This window comes from Paracoccaceae bacterium (genome assembly GCA_033344815.1).
Lineage (GTDB): Bacteria > Pseudomonadota > Alphaproteobacteria > Rhodobacterales > Rhodobacteraceae > Roseobacter.
This window is the reverse complement of sequence record JAWPMR010000001.1, coordinates 2832127-2852393: the sequence shown is the minus strand read 5'-3', so window position 1 is coordinate 2852393 and position 20267 is coordinate 2832127. Positions and strand designations below refer to the sequence as shown.

At 56.3% G+C, this 20267-nt stretch carries 25 protein-coding genes; 14 read left to right on the top strand and 11 right to left on the bottom strand.

All coding sequences use genetic code 11. The features are described 5' to 3' along the window. Positions 1–12: 12 nt before the first annotated feature. From R8G34_13230 to R8G34_13200, 7 genes are all read right to left on the bottom strand, one after another. Positions 13–894, bottom strand: coding sequence for an MBL fold metallo-hydrolase (locus R8G34_13230; protein ID MDW3223829.1), 882 nt, complete (start codon positions 892–894; stop codon positions 13–15). A gap of 37 nt (positions 895–931) precedes the next feature. Continuing rightward, positions 932–1525 (bottom strand): hypothetical protein, encoded by a 594-nt coding sequence (locus tag R8G34_13225; protein ID MDW3223828.1) that lies wholly within the window; start codon positions 1523–1525, stop codon positions 932–934. Continuing rightward, the gene (locus R8G34_13220; GenBank protein MDW3223827.1) at positions 1525–1956 is read right to left on the bottom strand and encodes a DUF6691 family protein; all 432 of its coding nucleotides are present in this window, start codon (positions 1954–1956) and stop codon (positions 1525–1527) included. Before R8G34_13220 ends, R8G34_13225 begins: the two co-directional genes overlap by 1 nt. Positions 1957–1960: 4 nt before the next feature. Continuing rightward, complete coding sequence (locus tag R8G34_13215) at positions 1961–2392, bottom strand: YeeE/YedE thiosulfate transporter family protein (GenBank protein MDW3223826.1); 432 nt, start codon at positions 2390–2392, stop codon at positions 1961–1963. Continuing rightward, positions 2392–2604, bottom strand: a complete 213-nt coding sequence (locus tag R8G34_13210; GenBank protein ID MDW3223825.1) for a DUF2892 domain-containing protein — start codon at positions 2602–2604, stop codon at positions 2392–2394. Before R8G34_13210 ends, R8G34_13215 begins: the two co-directional genes overlap by 1 nt. 87 nt (positions 2605–2691) lie before the next feature. Beyond that, positions 2692–3363: a Crp/Fnr family transcriptional regulator gene (locus R8G34_13205; GenBank protein MDW3223824.1), complete on the bottom strand. Its 672-nt coding sequence runs from the start codon at positions 3361–3363 to the stop codon at positions 2692–2694. After that, positions 3360–3824, bottom strand: coding sequence for an Rrf2 family transcriptional regulator (locus R8G34_13200; protein ID MDW3223823.1), 465 nt, complete (start codon positions 3822–3824; stop codon positions 3360–3362). The genes R8G34_13205 and R8G34_13200 overlap by 4 nt, the downstream gene beginning before the upstream one ends. A gap of 107 nt (positions 3825–3931) precedes the next feature. Between R8G34_13200 and R8G34_13195 the strand changes: the two genes are divergently transcribed. From R8G34_13195 to R8G34_13170, 6 genes are all read left to right on the top strand, one after another. Further along, positions 3932–4558, top strand: coding sequence for a peroxiredoxin (locus tag R8G34_13195; GenBank protein ID MDW3223822.1), 627 nt, complete (start codon positions 3932–3934; stop codon positions 4556–4558). 151 nt (positions 4559–4709) lie between these two features. Next, the gene (locus R8G34_13190) at positions 4710–4985 is read left to right on the top strand and encodes a hypothetical protein (protein ID MDW3223821.1); all 276 of its coding nucleotides are present in this window, start codon (positions 4710–4712) and stop codon (positions 4983–4985) included. 62 nt (positions 4986–5047) lie between these two features. Beyond that, the gene (locus tag R8G34_13185) at positions 5048–6457 is read left to right on the top strand and encodes a cytochrome ubiquinol oxidase subunit I (protein ID MDW3223820.1); all 1410 of its coding nucleotides are present in this window, start codon (positions 5048–5050) and stop codon (positions 6455–6457) included. 11 nt (positions 6458–6468) lie between these two features. Continuing rightward, positions 6469–7470, top strand: a complete 1002-nt coding sequence (gene cydB / locus R8G34_13180; protein MDW3223819.1) for a cytochrome d ubiquinol oxidase subunit II — start codon at positions 6469–6471, stop codon at positions 7468–7470. After that, the gene (locus tag R8G34_13175) at positions 7470–7580 is read left to right on the top strand and encodes a DUF2474 family protein (GenBank protein ID MDW3223818.1); all 111 of its coding nucleotides are present in this window, start codon (positions 7470–7472) and stop codon (positions 7578–7580) included. Before cydB ends, R8G34_13175 begins: the two co-directional genes overlap by 1 nt. A 26-nt stretch (positions 7581–7606) precedes the next feature. Further along, positions 7607–8047 (top strand): hypothetical protein, encoded by a 441-nt coding sequence (locus R8G34_13170; GenBank protein MDW3223817.1) that lies wholly within the window; start codon positions 7607–7609, stop codon positions 8045–8047. A 567-nt stretch (positions 8048–8614) separates the two neighbouring features. Here the strand turns inward: R8G34_13170 and R8G34_13165 are convergent. Next, positions 8615–9433, bottom strand: a complete 819-nt coding sequence (locus R8G34_13165; protein ID MDW3223816.1) for an amidohydrolase family protein — start codon at positions 9431–9433, stop codon at positions 8615–8617. A 94-nt stretch (positions 9434–9527) separates the two neighbouring features. On the opposite strand from R8G34_13165, the gene R8G34_13160 reads away from it, so the two are divergent. After that, on the top strand, positions 9528–10190 hold the full coding sequence (locus R8G34_13160) for a hypothetical protein (protein ID MDW3223815.1): 663 nt from the start codon (positions 9528–9530) through the stop codon (positions 10188–10190). Between the two features lie 562 nt (positions 10191–10752). On the opposite strand, the gene R8G34_13155 is transcribed toward R8G34_13160, so the two are convergent. Together R8G34_13155 and R8G34_13150 are read right to left on the bottom strand one after the other, a co-directional pair. Next, entirely contained in the window at positions 10753–12414 is a 1662-nt protein-coding gene (locus tag R8G34_13155) for a DNA polymerase Y family protein (GenBank protein ID MDW3223814.1), read from the bottom strand. A gap of 73 nt (positions 12415–12487) precedes the next feature. Beyond that, a complete protein-coding gene (locus R8G34_13150; protein MDW3223813.1) occupies positions 12488–13105 on the bottom strand; it encodes a TetR/AcrR family transcriptional regulator in 618 nt (205 codons plus the stop codon). A 137-nt stretch (positions 13106–13242) separates the two neighbouring features. Here R8G34_13150 and R8G34_13145 point away from each other — a divergent pair, with 137 nt between their 5' ends. The 7 genes from R8G34_13145 (at position 13243) to R8G34_13115 (ending at position 19007) form a co-directional block, all read left to right on the top strand. Further along, positions 13243–14217, top strand: coding sequence for a ferritin family protein (locus R8G34_13145; protein ID MDW3223812.1), 975 nt, complete (start codon positions 13243–13245; stop codon positions 14215–14217). Between the two features lie 36 nt (positions 14218–14253). Then, positions 14254–15183, top strand: coding sequence for an AEC family transporter (locus R8G34_13140; protein MDW3223811.1), 930 nt, complete (start codon positions 14254–14256; stop codon positions 15181–15183). Positions 15184–15250: 67 nt separating this feature from the next. Next, positions 15251–16081: an S-formylglutathione hydrolase gene (fghA, locus tag R8G34_13135; protein ID MDW3223810.1), complete on the top strand. Its 831-nt coding sequence runs from the start codon at positions 15251–15253 to the stop codon at positions 16079–16081. Then, entirely contained in the window at positions 16078–16533 is a 456-nt protein-coding gene (locus R8G34_13130) for a YaiI/YqxD family protein (protein MDW3223809.1), read from the top strand. The genes fghA and R8G34_13130 overlap by 4 nt, the downstream gene beginning before the upstream one ends. A 19-nt stretch (positions 16534–16552) precedes the next feature. Next, the gene (locus tag R8G34_13125) at positions 16553–17173 is read left to right on the top strand and encodes an HAD family phosphatase (GenBank protein MDW3223808.1); all 621 of its coding nucleotides are present in this window, start codon (positions 16553–16555) and stop codon (positions 17171–17173) included. Then, on the top strand, positions 17170–18087 hold the full coding sequence (locus R8G34_13120) for an ornithine cyclodeaminase (GenBank protein ID MDW3223807.1): 918 nt from the start codon (positions 17170–17172) through the stop codon (positions 18085–18087). Before R8G34_13125 ends, R8G34_13120 begins: the two co-directional genes overlap by 4 nt. Then, complete coding sequence (locus R8G34_13115; GenBank protein ID MDW3223806.1) at positions 18069–19007, top strand: alpha/beta hydrolase; 939 nt, start codon at positions 18069–18071, stop codon at positions 19005–19007. Before R8G34_13120 ends, R8G34_13115 begins: the two co-directional genes overlap by 19 nt. Here the strand turns inward: R8G34_13115 and R8G34_13110 are convergent. Next, positions 19004–20245: an MFS transporter gene (locus R8G34_13110; GenBank protein MDW3223805.1), complete on the bottom strand. Its 1242-nt coding sequence runs from the start codon at positions 20243–20245 to the stop codon at positions 19004–19006. The two genes, R8G34_13115 and R8G34_13110, sit on opposite strands and share 4 nt — an antisense overlap. Positions 20246–20267 lie beyond the last annotated feature (22 nt).

Genomic DNA, 20267 nt, shown 5'->3' with positions numbered 1-20267 from the left:
CTCTCTCCGCGCTCAAATTGCGTTAACGGGTACTTTCAACATCGGATTGCCGTCGTCATCTTTTGGCACCTCGCCTGCGCGCATGTTGACCTGAAGCGATGGGATAATCAGCTTGGGCATATCCAACTGTGCGTCACGCTCGGTGCGGAACTTGATGAAATCATCGCGGGTTTTATCGCCACCGACGTGGATGTTGTCGGCCTTTTGTTCGGCCACTGTCGTTTCCCACTGTATTGCGCGCCCGTTCGGGCCGTAGTCGTGGCACATGAACAAACGGGTTTCATCGGGCAGGGACAGAACCTTCATGATGCTGTCGTAAAGCTCACTCGCAGAGCCACCGGGGAAATCACAGCGCGCGGAGCCGCCATCAGGCATAAACAGCGTATCCCCTGCGAATGCAGCGTTGCCAAACACATGGACCATGCAGGCTGGCGTGTGACCGGGGGTGTACATGGCAAACGCCTGCATACCGCCAACCATATAGGTGTCGCCATCTTTGAACAGCGCGTCAAACTGCGATCCATCACGTTGGAATTCAGTGCCTTCGTTGAAAACCTTGCCGAATGTTTCTTGGATCACCATGATTTTTTCGCCGACGCCGATTTTGCCGCCCAGCTTGTCCTGAAGATAAGGCGCCGCGCTCAGGTGGTCAGCATGGACGTGGGTCTCGATGATCCAATCGACCGTAAGGCCGCGTTCCTTGATCTCGGCGATCAGACGATCAGCGGCCTCATACGTGATCCGGCCAGCGGCATAATCGATGTCCATGACGCTGTCGATGATCGCGCAATGGTCGCTGTTCGGGTCTTTGACGATGTAGGTAATCGTATTGGTTTGCTGATCAAAATGGGCGGAAACATCTGGCTTGACGGACATATTTACAGGGTAGGTCATTTTCATTCTCCGTTCGTTCAGGACGGGCAGTTTGCGCCTATTGGCTCTCTGCGCGCGCGATCATCATTTCGTGGACAGCTTGCATGCCTTTATCAGCCATCGCGGTTACTTCGGCGGCGTGGGTTTGTAGCGCAGCCACCAATTCCGGATCATCGGATGTCTGCACCACCAAAAGGCCTGCATCTGTCATTTCCACATTTGAGGAGATGCCATCGCCGCGCAGAAAAAAGATATCCAAGGTCGGGCTTTGGATGATGATTTTGGGGTCATTCAACTGGCTTACACGATCAATCATACCGACCGAGTGGTTCACCAATGCATCCATGACGGTTTGGTCTGTCGATGCGGTGAGTGTCCGAATACCATTCGGCAAATTCGTAACCTCGCGGGTGATTGTGTCAAAACCGCGAAACAGCACAGCGATCTCTTCGCTTTCCGCAGGGCTTGCGTTTTCACCGCGCAGGCCTGGCATATTGATTTCGTCATGGCCACCGCCATGGGCACCGTGCCTATGCGCGACAGTATCACTGTGATGCATGGGCATTGCAAAGTACGCGCCCCCGACGCCAACCGTCAGTGCGACAATCGCCATCAGCGCAACACGGCTGGGATTTCGCCGTAAGATGGCCATCATGCAGTCCGTCTCGCAGGGCGATGAGACTGGATGAACTTCGCCGCAAATATGCCTGCGATAAGGGCTGCGACAAAGATCAGGACTTCGCTTCGCCCAGTGCCAATCGCTGGCAAAGCGCCGCCAGGGCAAAAACCTGCGATACCCCATCCAACACCGAAAACAGCTGAACCACCGATCAAGGGCAGATCGAGGTCGCGCCGCGTTGGGAGGTGGAAACCATTGGCCAAAATCGGTGCAGGTCGTTGCAAGATGAAATGGTAGCCCAATGCGGTAACAGCCAACGCACCGCCCATGACAAACGCAAGGCTTGGATCCCAAGTACCTGCAATATCAAAGAAGTTCAGAACTTTGGCTGGGTTTGCCATGCCGGAGATCGAAATACCCACACCAAAAATCAGGCCAACAACGTAGGAAAGGATCAGACGCATGGGTTCAGGCTCCGATAACGTGGCGGATCACGTAAACAGTGATCGCGGTGGTCAACATGAAGGTCAGCGTAGCGACGATAGATCGTGGGGACACACGTGCCATGCCACAGACACCGTGGCCTGATGTGCACCCGGCGCCGAATGTGACGCCGATCCCAACGATAAAGCCACCGATCGCAAGCATTGGCGTCGAGATGGGAACCTGCACTGTGGGCAGTTGGCCGGTGACCGCCATCACAGCAAGAGGCCCAGAGATCATGCCGACCAAGACGGCTGCGCGCCATGACCAGTCTGACATATTGGTCGGCTGTAAAAGGCCCGCCAAAATACCTGTCGCACCCATGATCCGGCCCAACGTGGCCATCAGCAACACGGCGGCAAGACCAATCAAGGCCCCACCCCCGAGCGACTGGAAAGGTGTAAATGCGGTTTCCATCACAGTTTACAGGTCCGAATGCCGAAGATGCGGTAAAGCGGGCAGAACTTCATGGCCGATGTGCCCACCATGACCAATCCAGCAATGATGCTGATGATGGTGGCAGCACTGCTATTGAACAACGCCAGCCCACTGATGAACGGGGCTGCCAGCAGGACAAGCCCCAAAACAAGGCGAAAAATTCGATCTACATTGCCAAGATTCGCAGTCATTTCTTTATCTCCTCCTAAAGCTACATTCTGAATAGCCCTTTGGGCCCCGGACTCTTGGTGACAATGTCACCAAGTATTAATTTTTCTTTACGTGTTGTGTTGCGCCAGCTGTTGAAGCTGCACGCGATTCAAGATGCTGACGCTTCCACGGGCCTGCTCAATCCATCCACGTCGCTGGAATTCCTGTAGCTGACGCGAGACGACTTCGCGGGCAGTACCTAACTCGACAGACAGCCTCTGGTGGGTCGTTGCAACGCTATCTTCGCCACCTGATAACTTGATCAGCTTATCCGCGAGCCGAACATCAAGCCGTTGAAAAGCGACTTCATCGATCATGAGGAACAAGTCTGTGATACGTTTCGAAAAAGCGGCAAAAACGAAGTCGCGAAACGGTTTCGACTGAGACACCAAATCATCAAACACAGCGCGGGGTACAGCGGCGGCACGCACAGCTGTCTCGGAGATTCCCGTGGCAGAGTAATCCTCATAGGATAACAAACAGGCGGTGGTCAGGACGCAGCTTTGACCTGCCTCGATCCGGTAAAGGACAATCTCGTGGCCTGTGTCGGACATTTGACTGACACGTACTGTACCCTCCAGAAGAAACAGCATGTTTTCCGGCGAATTTCCCGGACCAAAGATCGTGGCTCCTTTTGGAACGGTAACAACCCCGCTTTGTGACACAAGCAGATGTTTCGTCGCCTGATCCAAACGCGACAAGCCAGGGAAACGTTCGACCCATTCTGATGTGTCGCTCATGACGCAGCTTTCTTGATACGGGGGATTTCAAGCGGGGCGATGCGGTCCATCAACTGACCGCGATTGGCCGCGATATCGGCAATCGTCAAATCATCAAGCACGGCCATGAACGCAGCTGTCGCTTCTTGGATCTTTTTGGACAGGATGCAGATGCCCATCAGCGGGCAGGTGTTTTTCTCTGGATTGAAACACTCGACCACATCAAGCGGGCCTTCGGTGATCCGCACGACATCCCCAACACTTATTTCCGCGGGGGGACGGGCGAGGCGGAACCCACCGCTGCGACCCCGAACGGTCTCCAGGTATCCAGCCTTGCCCAGTTCATGCACGATTTTCATGATGTGGGGGCGGGACAGATTGTGGATTTTTGCCACGTCATCAATCCGCACAAGCTCCGGTGCTTTGAGGGCCGCAAGCTGCAAAGAGCGCATGGCGTAGTTCGTGTAACTGGTCAGTTTCATGGATGCATCCTGTTGTCGCACCTAAAAGATACATTCAAAGTATTGCTTTTGTAAAGAGCATGCGTTAGATCGTATAAAAGAACTATTTCAAATATAGGAAATACGCGATGACACTCAGAATTGGCGACACTGCCCCCGATTTTGCAGCAGATACGACAACAGGCCCGATCCGTTTTCATGACTGGCTTGGGGATGATTGGGCGTTCTTCTTTAGCCACCCGGCTGACTTCACGCCTGTTTGCACGACGGAAATGGGCCGCACGTCTCAGCTATCTGCTCAGTTCACCAAACGCGGCGTGAAGCCCATTGGCCTCTCTACAGATACGGTGAGCGAGCACATCAAATGGATTGATGATGTTAACGACACGCAAAACACTGATCTGCAATTTCCGATTGTTGCCGATGCCGATCTGACCATCGCCAAGCAATACGACATGATCCACCCAAGCGAGAGCGAGACCGCCGCAGTACGTTCGGTCTTCATCATTGATCCGAGTAAGAAAATTCGTCTTACAATGACGTATCCCATGAGCGTCGGGCGCAACTTTGATGAAATCTTACGTGTGATCGACGCCCTTCAAACGGGTGACAAATACAAAGTTGCGACGCCTGCTGACTGGGTTCCGGGTCAAAAAGTGATCATTCCACCGTCCGTCTCAGATACGGATGCGACCAATGCGTTCCCACAGGGGTTTGACACAATTCGTCCGTACCTGCGCACCGTCAGAATTTAATCAACCCGAACTCGGACTGGAACCAAAATGATCACAGTAACCGTCCTTGCGGCATTTGCTGAAAACACGCCCGGATCTCATTTCATCGAGAACTGGGATCCGGATCAAAAGGGCAGTGTAAGGTTTACCAAGATCATCGAGCGTCGCAGTGATGTTTTCACTCTGTTCGATCAGGAACCCAAGCGACCTTTCGGACGCGCAAGAGTATGTGCTGTTCGATGAAACGCGCGCCGCTGACATGGAAAACGACGCGCGGGGCCAGCGCAAAGGCGGAGGGCGTATGCAAGAAAGCCTGACCCTCGGCCTCAATGATGGCGAGGTCTCAAAAGAGGCGTTTCTTGAGCGGTCCAAAACAGGGATCACACTGGTTGACCATAACGAAGACAGTGCACTCACAGCCGCCTGTTTTGATCGGCGCACAGACTAAAGATACTCTGGGGTTCCTCGCGTGTTGCGAGGGCACCCGGCACTTCCACAAAGGCAAAACTCATGTTCGACGATATGACCGCAGAGACACTGGCCCGCATACAATTTGCGTTCACCGTTTCCTTCCACATCATCTTTCCCGCCTTTTCCATCGGCCTTGCCAGCTACCTTGCGGTGCTGAACGGGCTGTGGCTGAAAACGCGGGATGAAACGTATCTGACGCTGTTCACCTACTGGAAGAAGATCTTTGCAGTGGCGTTCGGAATGGGTGTCGTGTCAGGCATTGTCATGTCCTACCAGTTTGGCACGAACTGGTCGGTGTTCTCGGATAAAACCGGGCCGATCCTGGGGCCGCTTATGGCCTATGAGGTGCTCTCGGCCTTTTTCCTTGAGGCGGGTTTTCTTGGCATCATGCTGTTTGGACGCGCGCGTGTGGGGGACAAGCTCCATATGTTCGCGACGGCCATGGTTGCCTTTGGCACACTGATGTCCGCGACCTGGATCCTCTCAGTGAACTCATGGATGCAAACGCCAGCAGGCTACAGCGTCAACGAACTTGGACAGTTTGTTCCCGAAGACTGGTGGCAAATCGTGTTTAATCCGTCGTTCCCCTACCGCCTGACCCACATGGTTCTTGCGGCCTATCTGACGACGGCCCTGGTTGTTGGCGGTGTCGGCGGATTGCATCTGCTGCGCAACCGCGAAGACAGGCCCGCGCGGCGCATGTTCTCCATGGCGATGTGGATGCTTGTTGTCGTCGCGCCGCTACAAATCCTTGCTGGTGACATGCATGGCATCAACACGCTGGAACATCAGCCTGCCAAAGTCATGGCGATGGAAGGGCATTACGACAGTCACCCCCACGGCGCACCTCTCATTCTGTTTGGTATCCCGAATGCGGAAGAAAAGCGCATGGATTATGCCGTCCAAATTCCCCACCTATCCAGCCTGATCTTGAAGCATCAATGGGATGCGCCCTTAGACGGATTGGACACCATTCCTGATGATGCGGAACCCCCCGTCGCCATCGTGTTCTGGAGCTTCCGTGTCATGGTGGGCCTTGGGTTCGCAATGCTCGGGTTGGGCGCATGGAGCCTGTGGCGGCGATTGCGGGGGCGGCTGTTCGAGGATCGCCTATTGCACCGCGCAGCAATCGTGATGGGACCCATGGGATTTGTTGCGGTCCTTGCAGGCTGGATCACCACGGAAGTCGGTCGTCAGCCTTTCACCGTCTATGGCCTTCTGCGCACCAGTGACAGCCTGGCACCCGTCGCGGCCCCTGCGGTCGCAGCCTCCCTGATCGCCTTCATCCTGGTCTATTTCTTCGTCTTCGGGGCGGGCACTTTTTACCTGCTGCGCATGATGAACAATCCCGCCGCGACACCGCATCTGGGCCTCAAGGACGGACCCATTCGCACCGCCGGTATCACACCGGTTGCCCAAACCAACCCAGACGCAATCCCCGGCGCATAGGAGTATCTTCGATGTTTGAACTATCCTTTATCTGGGCGAGCATCATCGCTTTTGCGGTGCTGACCTATGTGATCCTCGACGGGTTCGACCTTGGTGTGGGCATCCTGTTTCCCTTCGCCGATGGTGAGCGGGAAAAAGCGACCATGATGAACTCCATCGCGCCGATCTGGGACGGGAATGAGACATGGTTGGTCTTGGGCGGCGGGGGTCTGTTCGCGGTATTCCCGCTGGCCTACGCGGTCATCATGCCCGCGCTTTATATTCCGATCATCCTGATGCTGCTGGCGCTGATTTTTCGTGGCGTGGCCTTTGAATACCGCTGGCGGACGGAACGCTGGAAACCAGTTTGGGACGCAGCCTTCTTTGGCGGTTCTATCGTTGCGGCATTCATGCAAGGCATCGCGCTCGGCGCATTGGTTCAGGGCGTCGAAGTCGCAGACCGTGCCTATGCGGGTGGCTGGTGGGACTGGCTGAGTGTGTTCTCGCTCCTCACCGGTGTCGCCGTGGTTGTCGGTTATGCACTGCTGGGGGCGACCTGGATTATTCTCAAGACCGAGGACGCGCTCCAACGCCGGATGCAGGCTTACGCTTGGTATCTCGGAGCAGGCACATTGACGTTCATCGCGGTTGTCAGTCTCATGACACCGTTTCAGGATCCTGAGTATTTCCAACGCTGGCTGACTCTGCCGGGCAGTGTTTTCAGTGTCATCCTGCCGGGTGCGGTTTTGGCAGCAGCCTGGGCGCTGTTTGCCGGGCTGAATGCGGGTAAGGACGGCCAACCTTTTCTTGCTGCACTCGCCCTCTTTGTGCTGTGCTTTGTCGGGATCGGTATCAGCTTTTACCCCAACATAGTTCCACCCAGCCTGACCATTGTTGAGGCTGCGGCGCCGGACGAGAGCCTGCGCTTTGCACTTGTTGGCACGGTCGTGCTGGTGCCGATGATCCTTGCCTACACCGCTTATGCCTATTGGGTGTTCAGGGGTAAAATTGATCCCGCAGAGGGGTATCACTGATGCGGTCCAGCACCTTGCACAGAATTGGATGGTTCATCGCAATCTGGATCATCAGCGTCACCGCGCTCGGGGTCGTTGCCTACGCCATACGGCTGGCCATTCACAGCTGATTACAAACACAGAAATGGAGAAAAATATGTGTATCTCGAAACTAATCACCGCCGTCACGCTTACATTTGGCATCGCAAATGCTGCTCAGGCTGAGGACCCAAACAAGCTGATCACCATATTGACCTCAGCCGAGCCACAGACGCAATTGATGGCGATGGTTCTGACGGCGAACGCGATGAGTGCGGGAGCCGAAGCCGAAGTCCTGCTTTGTGGTCCGGCAGGTGACATTGCGCTGAATGATGCGCCGGTGTCCGCGACGGCGGGACAGCCGCCCAAAGACGCCAGCCCTCAGGGGTTGATGAAAATGCTGATGGCGCAGAAGGGTCTCAAAGTTCAGGTCTGTGCCATCTATCTGCCAGGCAAAGCCACGGACGGTACTGCGCTTATCGACGGTGTCACTGCGGCGGCACCTGACGCGATGGGCGCGGCTATTGTCGGCGCAAATACAACGGTTATGAGTTTTTAACCTGAGACCGGTCGATCCTCGCGCGTTGTCCCACACCACAGGGTCGACCTTCTCATAAAGGCGCTTGCGCAAGCGCTGTTTTGCCAGACCGCACCCTCTGGCAAAGTATAACACCGCGGCATCTGGCGTTACGCCAACCGTTCAAGGCGCGCGCGCCATCAGACGTCTCGTCAGCCTTTAACATGGGTCGGCAAAACCAGGCGTTGTGCACAGATCTAATCGGCACTGACGAGAGGTTGCGCCCATAAGGGAGAGCCAGCTTGAGGCCCATGTAACGCAGGCGGCGTCAAACAGCGGTGTCGCCAATACCATTCCGCAATAACTGCTTTCGCGCGTCAGGGCGTGTCACGGTGACATGCACGCTGCATCGGCGAAGACGGAAAACGAAGGTCGGCAAACTCGGCACCTTTCCAGTTGGCGGCTGTCACAGCGAATGGCGGGCAATCTGAAACCAGCCATGGATCCGAAGCGCGGCGAATGCATCAAAGGAACCACGTCGGAATTTGCTTTGATATCAACCTTTGCCACCGCAAATGTGTTGCGCGGTGGCAAAGGTTTGCACCTAGATCACTGGTACGAATTGATTGTCGGATTACGAGGCACAGGCCGATACATAATGCTATCCGCATCGACCAGCGTGTTTTTGAACGCGCGACCGTCTTTCATAATCAGTTGCAGATTGTCCTCATCCAGTATCACGCGGATATCTTCCAGCGGATTGGCATCCCACAACAGGATGTCGGCATAGCTGTCTGGCGCGATGGTGCCCAGAGCATAGGTTGGATAAGGGTCAAGCGGCCCGTGCCATTTCAGCACTTTGCCGGCATTTCCGGTGTAATGCTTCAATGCTTCTGCCGGCGTGAAGCCAGCTTGCTCTACTTGACAGACCAGATCTTCCTTGGCCTTTTCCTGAATGCCCTGGCCGAACATATCAGCACCGCCTATGATGAAAACTCCGTTCTCCCTCATCATCGTCGCGGCTTTGCGCGCACCTTCACCAACGGCAACACCTTTCAGTTTTTGCTCATGTGTAAAGAAGTCGGGCATGGTTTCATAAGAACCGAATGAATTGACGCTCATATAGCACTGGAAGCTCCAGACGACGTCTTCGCCTTTGGCGGCCAGTTGCTTCACGCTGTCTTCGCTCACCAGAAAACCGTGTTCAAAACTGCGCACACCGGCATCAATCGCTTGTTGATACGACCTGTCGGTATAGGCGTGGATGGCCACATAGGTTCCATAGTTTTCAGCTATATCGACGGCAGTCAGCGCAGAAAGCGACCTTTGCAAAATTTGGCCCGTTTCCCGACAGCGGCCATTCGTGTAGCGTTCGACGAAAGCCGAGCGCGAGCGCAGTGTGGAAGCGTCAAAATCCTGCTGCCACATGTGCTAAACATGGTATTAAACGCTACAGCGTGCTCTTCTACGGACACGTCAACAACGCAATTTTTCGGCCACTTATTGGATTGGAGACTGATGCATGTTGGAGTCATTGAAAAAAGAACTCGCTGATCCGACTAAGGCGATCTTTGTGTGCGTATCTTTGCTAACGTTTTATTTGACATTTATGGGGGTAGCTTACAGCTCAATGCTGTTTTATCTCTCAGGATATAATTATCTAAGCTTGGCTACTCCGAGCGATATGATTATTTCTGGTTCAGCGTCTATTGGCATGTTGTTTTCGTCTATTATTATTGCTGCTCTTACCTATGGGGAAGCACTGGACGCTAGAAATTTGTATCGCGCAAGCAAGGAAAGCGAAGCGAGGGGCAACATCGAATTGGCTGAGCTAGAATTTCGCATTTTTTGGGACAAGGCAATATGGAGCATTCCCCCAAAAATACTGTTCTTTCTTTCTCTTCCAGTTTTGGGTGCCATCTTTGTATTTTTCAAGTCAGTTGCGGTTACTCCAGTAGCGTCTGACGCCGGTTGGAATGAAAAATTCAGCCACTGGAGCAGAAGTAGAGGGCAGCAAAGATTGTACGTTCTGAGCGTTAAGGATGATCCTAGCTATGACAGCATGAAGTATTTTATTTTCGGATCTGTGGGCGATTTTACCCTATTGAGGGACTTGGAATCAGGAGCTACACACCTTCTCAGGTCTAATCTGATACAAGTTATCAGACACGCGGAAGACAAATGAAAGGTGTTCATGTTCTTCTTGATCCGGTTGATTATTGTAACGAGATTGTGTAATCTGTCTCTCTGAGGTCTTCCATATCTACCTCTCGACTGTTCTAGTACCGCATAGTGACGGTGCAATTTGAGTTTTACGTCTCATCACCATGTTGAACGACAGCTCTGGAGAAAGCGGCTAAGACGAAGCGATTGCCCGGCTGTAACTGCGAACGCTTTCTATGTGAGCGAAAGCTGCATCGGCAACAGGCGGCTTTATCTGAATGGGAGACACCTGACGCGTGCGCAGCGAAGGTCGGCTATCGTAAATTCGCGTCTAAGACCATGGGTCTGCTTTGGGCTGGTATCAGTCATTGACGCAGCTGCAGCTAAATGGCGCATAGTCCCGCATTCCCGCCATTAACCCCTGCGTCATACTCCTTACCGTGCGCCTTGTTCATCGGGGTTTCGGCGCACACTCGGTGTACAGCTTGTGTACAGGTTGTGTACGGGTTGTGCCGCGCTCAGAGCCCTTGTTTCACAGGCGTTAACCCAGGATTCGTACCCATCAGGGAGCGCGGCGTTAACCTTCAGGCGAAAGCCCCCTGACAGAACCAGCCAGAGGACATCCCCCCGCCATGCGCATAAAACAGCCAGAGCCGCTGGCCGTCCGTGGTATCCGTCACCCAGTAATCGCGCGTGCCGCTGCGCCAGTTTGGATCCTCCAGCCACCACTCCGGGGCAAGGCGTTCGGGGCCAATCGCGCGCACCCGTTCCAGCGTCTGACCCCGCCAGCGAAACGTCTGCGGCATGCGGGGTGTATCGGGCGCGCCAACCGGTTCGGGGTGCCACATCAGCAGCGGGCGCGGGTTGCTCGGGGCGGGCCAGTCCCCCTCATGCGGGGCGGACCATGCCGCGGCCAGAACCTTGCTGGTTTTTTCCGGGATGTGGCTCGCGGCCGGGTGATACCGTGTGATCACCTCCAGCCCGACACGCGCGCCGATGCGCCCGATCAGATCCTCAAGGGCGGTGTCCTGCGTCAGGCGTTTGTTGACCGCAGCACCTGCCTCCAGATGCCCCACGACGCGGCGCGTGTGGATGGGTTCGGATTGCACCGCCTCAAGGCGCAGCATGTCGATGCCAAAGCCCGCGTCCATCTCGCCCAGCTTGAGCGCCAGCAGCGGGCGGATGCGGTCCGGATCACGCGATGGGCGCGCCAGACCGACCTCGATGCTTTCGATGCCGTGGTCGCTGCGAAACGCCTGAAGCCGGACACGACGCGCGCCACGCCCCTTGTTTTCAAGACTTTCGCACAGGCGCGGCAGCAGGCGATCCAATCCGGCGAGGATGTCTTCTTCCAGCCCGATCGGGTCCGGCAAGGTCAGGCGCACGGCGAAATGATCCGGCGGTTTGGCCGGGGAAACCGGTTCGGGCGCAGAGCCCATCGCCTGATCCATGCGCATCACCAGACCCCGTCCGAACCGGCGCGCCAGACCCGCGCGCGGCTGGCCCAGAAGGTCACTGATCCGGCGCAAACCCAGCCGCGATAATTGCGCCACCAGCTCCGCATCCAGCCGCAGCGCCGCCACCGGCAGCGGACCAAGCGCGCCATACATCTGTCCCGGGGCGGCGATGCGATGGGCTTCCTCCGCGCGGCCCACTGTGATCACGGGCGCGGTGCCACCGCGTGTCCAATGGCGGCGTTTGCCCGCGCGCGATCTTGTGGCGCGGGCCTCCTGATCAATGGCATCGCCTGAGCGGTGCGAGCCCGCCACCTGCCCTGCAAACCGCGCCAACGCCCAGGCCGCCCCGCGCGTATCCGCCAGACCCATGCGCACGGCAAGCCCCAGATCGTTGCAGTCCTGCTGCACCACGCCGAGCAGGGGTTCCTCACCACCAAACAGGTGGGCACACCCCGTCAGATCGACCACCAGACCGTCCTCCGCCTCAACCGCGACCCAGGGGCTGAATTTACCCGCCCAGCGCTGGATTGACGCCAGAAAAGCGGCCTCACCCTGCACCGATCTTGTCCGCGTGATCAGCCCTTCGCACATGGCATGGGCGTCGCGCACAGGCTGGCCCACCCGCAGCCCAAAGCCCAGCGCGCAGGGGTTCAGAGACGTTAACACCTGCGTGTTACTTTGTTCCTGCACCACGCCTAAAGGCACATCGTCAAGCTGAGGTTCCCGGCGCAAAAGCCGGTCAGCCCCTAAATGCGGGAACCAAAGCGAGAGAATACGGCGATTTTTCATAAAGCAGGGGCAGGTTTGTTCACTATTTGTTCTAATAAATAGAACGCGCATCGTCGCGAGTCGAGTCCTGTTGCTAGACCCCGTAACGCGCCATGAAGGTTTCCACCGCACTCGCCACCACGCGGTCGATTTCAGCCGCCGTGACGTTCTTGGTCATCCCAAAAATCAAACGCGGCCAGATGTCTGCTTTGCACAGCTCGCCAAACTGATCCGCCGCCAGAATACGGTCCTCAATGCGCAGTTGCCCGCGCGCCTCCGCCCGCTCGAAGTAGGCAGCCATTTCGGCGCGAAAAACAGCCGGACCCGAGTTATAAAACTTCTGTCCCAGCTCCGGAAAACGATCGGATTCCGCCACACACATCCGGAAAATCTGTTGCCCGAATTTGGAGGTGATAAAGCGCAGGAAATGCTTGCCTGTCTGCACCAGAACCACGCGCGGTTCCGCCTCCATATCAATGCTGTCGAGCGCGTCACGGGACTGCTTCTGGCATTCCGTCGTCGCCACTTCCATGAACAACAACCGCTTATCGGGAAAGTAGCTATAAAGCGTCGCTTTGGATACGCTGGCCGCGCGGGCGATCTCATCCACACTGGCGCCCTCAAACCCATCGACCATGAAAACCCGCCGCGCGCCTTCCAGCACCTGATCGAACTTGCGCCCTTTGCGGATCATTTCGGCAGTGGATGTCATAGCGCCCCCGGCTGTACGCGAACACACTATAAACTGAACCGTTCAGTTCCAAGCGAATTGTCAGGGGTACGTGTACAAACGCGGTTGCCCGATCACGTGAGTTGTATTAGAACCATTCTAAGTTATTGGTGTGATCTATGAGATTTTCCTTTTCCCGCAAGCGGTTCCGCGATTTGAGCGAGCAAGAAGTTCTGGCCCTGGCAATATCTTCCGAGGAAGATGATGCCCGCATTTATCGCGGTTACGCGGAGACCCTGCGCGCTGAATATCCAGATTCAGCGCATGTTTTCGAAGGTATGGCGGAGGAAGAAGACCAGCATCGCCAGCGTTTGATTGACATGCACCGCGCGCGTTTTGGCGATGTCATTCCCTTGATCCGACGCGAACATGTGGCAGGGTATTACCAGCGCCGCCCCGTGTGGTTGATCGAAAACCTTGGGCTGGAACGCATCCGCGCTGAGGCCGAAGCCATGGAACGGGAAGCCGAACGTTTCTATGTCAACGCTGCCGCCCACGCCACAGATGCCGCCACGCGCAAACTGCTTGGCGATCTCGCCGCAGCCGAGGCCGGGCATCAGGTTACGGCGGGCGATCTGGAGGCCGAACACCTTGATGCAGACACCCGCCAGACCGAAGAAGAGGCCGCGCACAGGCAATTCCTGCTGACATGGGTGCAACCGGGGCTGGCCGGATTGATGGATGGGTCGGTCTCCACACTGGCGCCTATCTTTGCCGTGGCTTTCGCCACGCAGGACACATGGACCACGTTCCTGGTGGGGCTTGCCGCGTCCGTGGGCGCGGGCATTTCCATGGGCTTCACGGAGGCCGCCTCGGATGACGGGCAGCTCTCAGGGCGCGGCTCTCCGATCAAGCGCGGCTTTGCCTCTGGGATCATGACAACGGTGGGCGGACTTGGCCATGCTTTGCCCTATCTGATCACTGATTTCTGGACCGCCACGCTCATCGCCATAGCCGTCGTCTTCGTAGAGCTTTGGGCCATCGCATGGATCCAGAACCGCTTCATGAACACGCCGTTCTGGCGTGCAACGTTGCAGGTGGTGGTTGGCGGCGCTCTTGTATTCGCGGCTGGTGTCCTGATCGGTTCGGGGTAACTTGCGCCTCTGGGCGGTTCGCTCTAACACCCCTGCATGATTGAAATCTTCTTCAAGACTGTTCCCTTTTTCGCCCTGATCGGTTTGGGATATTGGGCAGGGTACACAAGGTTTTTCACGGAAGAAGCCACCGCTTACCTCACCAAGTTCGTGTTTTACTTCGCCCTCACGGCGATGCTGTTTCGCTTCTCCGCGAACCTGTCCCTTGCAGATGTCTGGGATCCGAACCTTGTGGCGGGCTATCTGGCGGGCACCATGGCGGTCTATCTGATTGCCACGCTGGTGGGGTATCTGCGCAAACTGGATGTTGCCACCACAGCCGTTGAGGCTCAATGCGCAGCCATCGGCAATGTCGGTTTTCTGGGTGTGCCGATGTTGACCCTGCTGCTCGGCGAAGCCGCGATCGGGCCCGTAATGATGGCGCTCGCCGTTGATCTGATTGTCTTTTCCAGCCTCATCGTCATCCTCATCACCGGCTCGCGCGATGGGCGATTGCAACTGGGCATCCTACGCACGGTTGGGCTTGGCCTAATCAAAAACCCAATGATCATGGCCATTGTTGCAGGCCTCACATGGTCCTTTTTCGACATTCCCATCCCCGCACCGGCCAATGAATTTCTAGCGATTTTGGGGGCCGCCGCCACCCCCGGCGCGCTCTTTGCCATTGGCGCGTCGCTTGCCACAAAATCCGCAGAACGCCTGCATATCGCGGGCTGGCTGACCTTTTGCAAACTCGGGTTGCACCCGCTTTTCGTCGCCATTGGGGTGCTCTATCTTTTTCCGGCAGACCCCTATTTCGCTGCCGTTATCATTGCTGCTGCGGCACTGCCCGTGGCGGGCAATGTCTATATTCTGGCGCAGCACTACGGGGTGGCCCCCCACCGCGTCTCGGCTGCAATCCTTGTGTCCACAGCCGTCAGCATCCTGACAGTCAGTGGAATCATCGCATTGCTCGCACCGACATAAACCACAAGGGCTTGCCGCACGGGGTCACACAGGTTAGCCATCAGGGAACAACCACAAGGAGACTGCCGTGAAAACCATTTCGGAAAATGCCTGTTTTGCAGGGACTCAGGGCGTCTACACGCATCCCTCCACAAGCTGCGCCTGCGATATGACCTTCGGGCTTTTCCTGCCCCAAGAGGCCAATGACGGCCCGGTTCCCCTGCTGTGGTATCTCTCCGGCCTGACCTGCACCCACGAGAACGCGATGTCCAAAGCGGGCGCGCAGGCCTGGGCGGCGGAACAGGGCATCGCGCTGGTCTTTCCCGATACGTCCCCGCGCGGCGAAGGCGTTGCGGATGACGAGGCTTATGATCTGGGACAAGGCGCTGGTTTTTACATCAACGCGACCGAAAGCCCGTGGGCTCCGCACTTTCAGATGTGGGACTATGTCACCACCGAACTGCCCACATTGCTGGAACGCAACTTCGCGCTCGACATGTCGCGTCAGGCGATCACGGGCCATTCCATGGGCGGGCACGGCGCGCTCACCATGGCCATGGCCTTGCCGGGTCGCTTTCGGTCGGTCTCTGCTTTTGCGCCGATCTCCAACCCCACCGCCAGCGATTGGGGTCGCAAACAACTGACGGCTTATCTGGGCACGGATGAAACGAAATGGGTCGGTCACGATGCGACCCTCCTGATGCAGGAAAAAGGCTTTGAGGGACCGATCCTCGTTGATACCGGGACCAATGATCAATTCATCGACCTGCTGAAACCCGAAGCCCTGGCCGAGGCCATAGCCACGCGCCGTCAACAAGCCACGCTGCGTTTGCAACCCGGGTATGATCACAGCTATTTCTTTGTGTCGACCTTCATGGAAGAGCACGTCGCCTTTCACGCGGATGCGCTTTACGCATGAGCGCGCTTTACATTGATGCCGACGCCTGCCCGGTCAAAGCCGAGGCCGAAAAAGTCGCCACACGACACCGCGTCAAAATGTTTGTGGTCTCAAACGGAGGATTACGCCCGTCGCAAAACCCGCTGGTGGAAACCGTGATCGTACCGGATGGGCCAGATGTAGCGGACATGTGGATCGCAGAGCGCTGTGGACCCGGCGATGTGGTGGTAACGGGGGATATTCCGTTGGCCGCAAAATGCGTGGAGGCTGGGGCGCAGGTGCTCAAACACAACGGCGAACCTTTGACGTCGGCCAACATCGGCAATGTGCTGGCCACGCGCGATCTGATGTCCGATCTGCGCGCGGCTGATCCGTTTCGACAAGGTGGCGGCAAAGGCTTTACAAAGGCCGACCGCTCCCGTTTTCTGGACGCATTAGAGCGGTCCCTGCGCGCTGCCAAGTCAAAAACCTGATGCATTGAGTGAGATCATAATGAGACCCAAAGCGGTCATTTTTGACATCGGTAACGTGCTGATCGAATGGCAACCCGAGCGGTTCTATGATGCCGTGATCGGCGAGACCCGTCGCCGCGCGATGTTTGGCGAGGTGGACTTGAACGCCATGAATGAACTGGTCGATCTGGGTCATCCCTTCAAGCAAACCATTTATGCGCAGGCGGATAAAACGCCTGATTGGTGTAATGAAATCCGCATGTGGCATGATCGATGGATCGAAATGGCAACCCCGGTGATCGAACATTCCGTGCGTTTGATGAAAGCGCTAAAAGCCAAGGGCGTGCCGGTATTTTCGCTGACCAATTTTGGGATCGACAGCCATGATTTCGCGGCGACACATTATCCGTTCTTGCGAGAATTTGACCGTGATTTCATATCTGGCCACATGCAATTGATCAAACCCAACCCGGAAATCTACCGTCAGGTCGAAGCCACATGTGGCCTCAGTGGGAGCGATCTGATTTTTGCAGATGACCGCGCAGATAACATCGATATGGCCAAATCGCACGGTTGGCAGACGCATCTTTTTTCGGATCCGCAGGGTTGGGCAGACCGGCTTGTCGATGCAGGCTTGCTTTTGCGCGAGGAAGCACAATGAGCGTCACCGTTATTCCCTTTGAGGCTGGCGAAGCCCAGCTCGACTGGCTGGCCCTGACAGAGGCTTTGGCGGCGGGGCATCTCCTGCCCAAGGCAGAGATTGCAGATACGTTTCTCTACCGCGATCCAGATACCTTGTTGAACCGCGCGGCCTGGATAAACGGACTGGGGTCAGCGGTGAAAACCGCCACGATTTTTCCGGGCAATACCGGCACTGCGACCCCGTCCATCAACGGCGGCGTCATGCTCTTTTCCGACGATGACGGCACGTTGCAGGCGATCATTGATTTCCATCTTGTGACCAAATGGAAGACCGCAGGCGACAGCCTGCTCGCCGCCAGAAGACTTGCGCGCCCTGATAGCAAGAACATCCTGATTGTCGGGGCCGGAACACAGGCGCAGGGTTTACACTCAGCCTATAGCGCCGCCTTTCCGCAGGCCAGTTTCACAATCTGGAACAGGACCGGCCGGACCGCACAGGCATTGGCCGCGAAGGTCCCGAACTTGCGGGCAATGGATGATCTTGAAACCGCCGTGCGCGATGCGGACATCATCATCTGTGCAACCATGTCAACCCAGCCTTTGATCCGGGGAGACTGGCTGCAACCCGGGCAACACATTGATCTGATCGGAGCATATCGCCCTGACATGCGCGAGGTCGATAATACCGCAATGACGCGCGCACGGGTCTTTGTGGATAGTCTGGATACGACGGTTGGTCACATCGGTGAGATCAAGATCCCGATTGAAACGGGCGTGATCAAGGCGACAGATATCGTTGCAGAATACTACACGCCTGAGGATTTCAAGCGTGGTGGCGATGACGAAATCACCCTGTTCAAGAATGGCGGTGGTGCCCATCTCGACCTGATGACCAGCCGTTACATCCTGAATCAATGGAACGCGAAGCCATGATCTGGTTTTACCTGATTGTTGCCGCGATCATCGCAAAACCGTTGGTGCAGGAAGCCATTCGCAAACCGATGAATCAAAAGGCGCGCGCAGATGCACCGGGCAGCTTTGCAAAATTGTCTCAGGGCGTCACACATTATCAATGGTACGGCCCAATGGACGGGCCCGTGGCGGTTTGTATACACGGCCTGACTACACCGAGCTTTGTGTGGCGCGGGCTCGCCAATGGTCTGGCCCTGATGGGCTACCGCGTTTTGGTCTATGACCTTTATGGGCGGGGGTATTCTGATCGGGTGCGCGGCGTTCAGGACCGCGCGTTCTTCATGCAGCAACTTGCAGATCTGCTCGCAGATCAGGACCTTGAGGATAACATCACCCTTATCGGATACTCGATGGGAGGTGCCATTGCCGCCATATTTGCCGCCAGCCAGCCTGACCGGATCCGCCACCTTATTTTGCTGGCTCCGGCGGGCATGAAACCACTGGGCAAGGGCATCGCCGGATATGCTGCGCTTACACCTGTCATCGGCGCATGGCTGATGCTGCAACGTTATCCGTCTATTCTGCGAAAAGGGATTGCAGCAGAACAAGGCGGGCCGTCCAGCGTTGAGGGTATAAGCGCAATGCAGGAAGCAGAGCTGCACAGACGTGGGTTTATCTCCGCCGTCAGGTCAAGTCTGAAGGGTGTATTGTCCGAGGATCTGTCAAAGGATCAGATCACCCTGAAAACGGAAGCCGTCCCCCTGCTCGCGATATGGGGCGCAGAGGATAGTATAATTCCTCTGACGTGCTCGGACGCGCTTAAGGAATGGAACGAAAGGGCTCAGAACGAAGTGATCGCGGGTGCAGGTCACGGCCTGCCGTATTCACATACGATCGAGGTATTGGAACACATCGACCGTGTCGTGCACCAGAACGGTTAAGCGGTTCGTAACCCTTCCAATCTGCGTTCACGAATGGGCAGGTGGATGATCGCGCTGAAAGCACCAACACCTACGCCCACCCACCAGACAAACGTATAGTCGCCATAGACATCATACATCCGTCCGCCAAGCCAAACACCAAGAAAGCTACCGAGCTGGTGGCTCAGAAAGACAATGCCATAAAGCGTCCCCATATATCGCAGCCCATAAATATGCGCCACAAGTCCGGATGTGAGCGGGATCGTTGCGAGCCACAAAGCGCCCATAGAGAAAGAAAACAGAATGACGCTCATCGGGGTGATCGGGAAGATGATAAACAGCGCCGCAATGATGGTGCGGCCTGTATAGATCCCCGCCAGCAGATATTTTTTTGAATAGTGTTTTCCCGCCCAACCAGCCAGCAGGGTCCCCGCGATGTTGGCAATTCCGATCAGCGAAATCGACACCGCACCGAGGGCGGAGGTTGTGCTGATTCCCATATTGTCCAAGGTGCCACCCGGCGTGATCGGACCGCATAGCTCGGTCACAAAGGCCGGAAAATGCGCCGTGATGAACGCGATCTGATACCCACATGAGAAAAACCCCAGGTATATCAACGTATAGGACGGGTCGCGGAACGCCTTTACCAGAATCTGCCCGAGGCTTTCATCCAGTTCCGATTTGCTTGCCATCGCCGGCGCGCGCATCATCGGCAAGGTCAACAAGACCAGAATAATTGCAGCAGCGAAAACCATAAATGTGCTTTGCCATGTCATGAACCCCAGCAACCATTCCGCGGTCGGCGGTCCGAATATCTGTCCGCCACTGCCTGCCGCAGAAACGATTGCCAGCGACATGGAACGATTTTCATCGGAAGCCGCGCGCCCCACAACGGCCAGAATCACGCCAAAACCGGTGCCCGCGATGCCAAACCCGATCAGCCAAGCGTAAAGCTGGTGTTCCACCGGAGTACTCGCTTGCGCCGACAGCATAAGCCCCAAGGCGTATATGATGGCACCTAGTACGATGGATTTTCGATCCCCGATTTTCTCTGCGAGAGCACCAAACAACGGCTGGCCGACACCCCAGGCCAGATTCTGAATGGCAATCGCCAACGAAAACTCAGCGCGCAGCCAACCAAACTCCTCGGCAATCGGGATCTGAAAGACCCCGAACGTTGACCGGATCGCAAAACTGACAACAATGATGACGCAGCCGACGATGAGCACGGGTGTCATAAGGGGCGTTCGGGTTTGCATTTGCGATCCTCCGGTTTGGCAA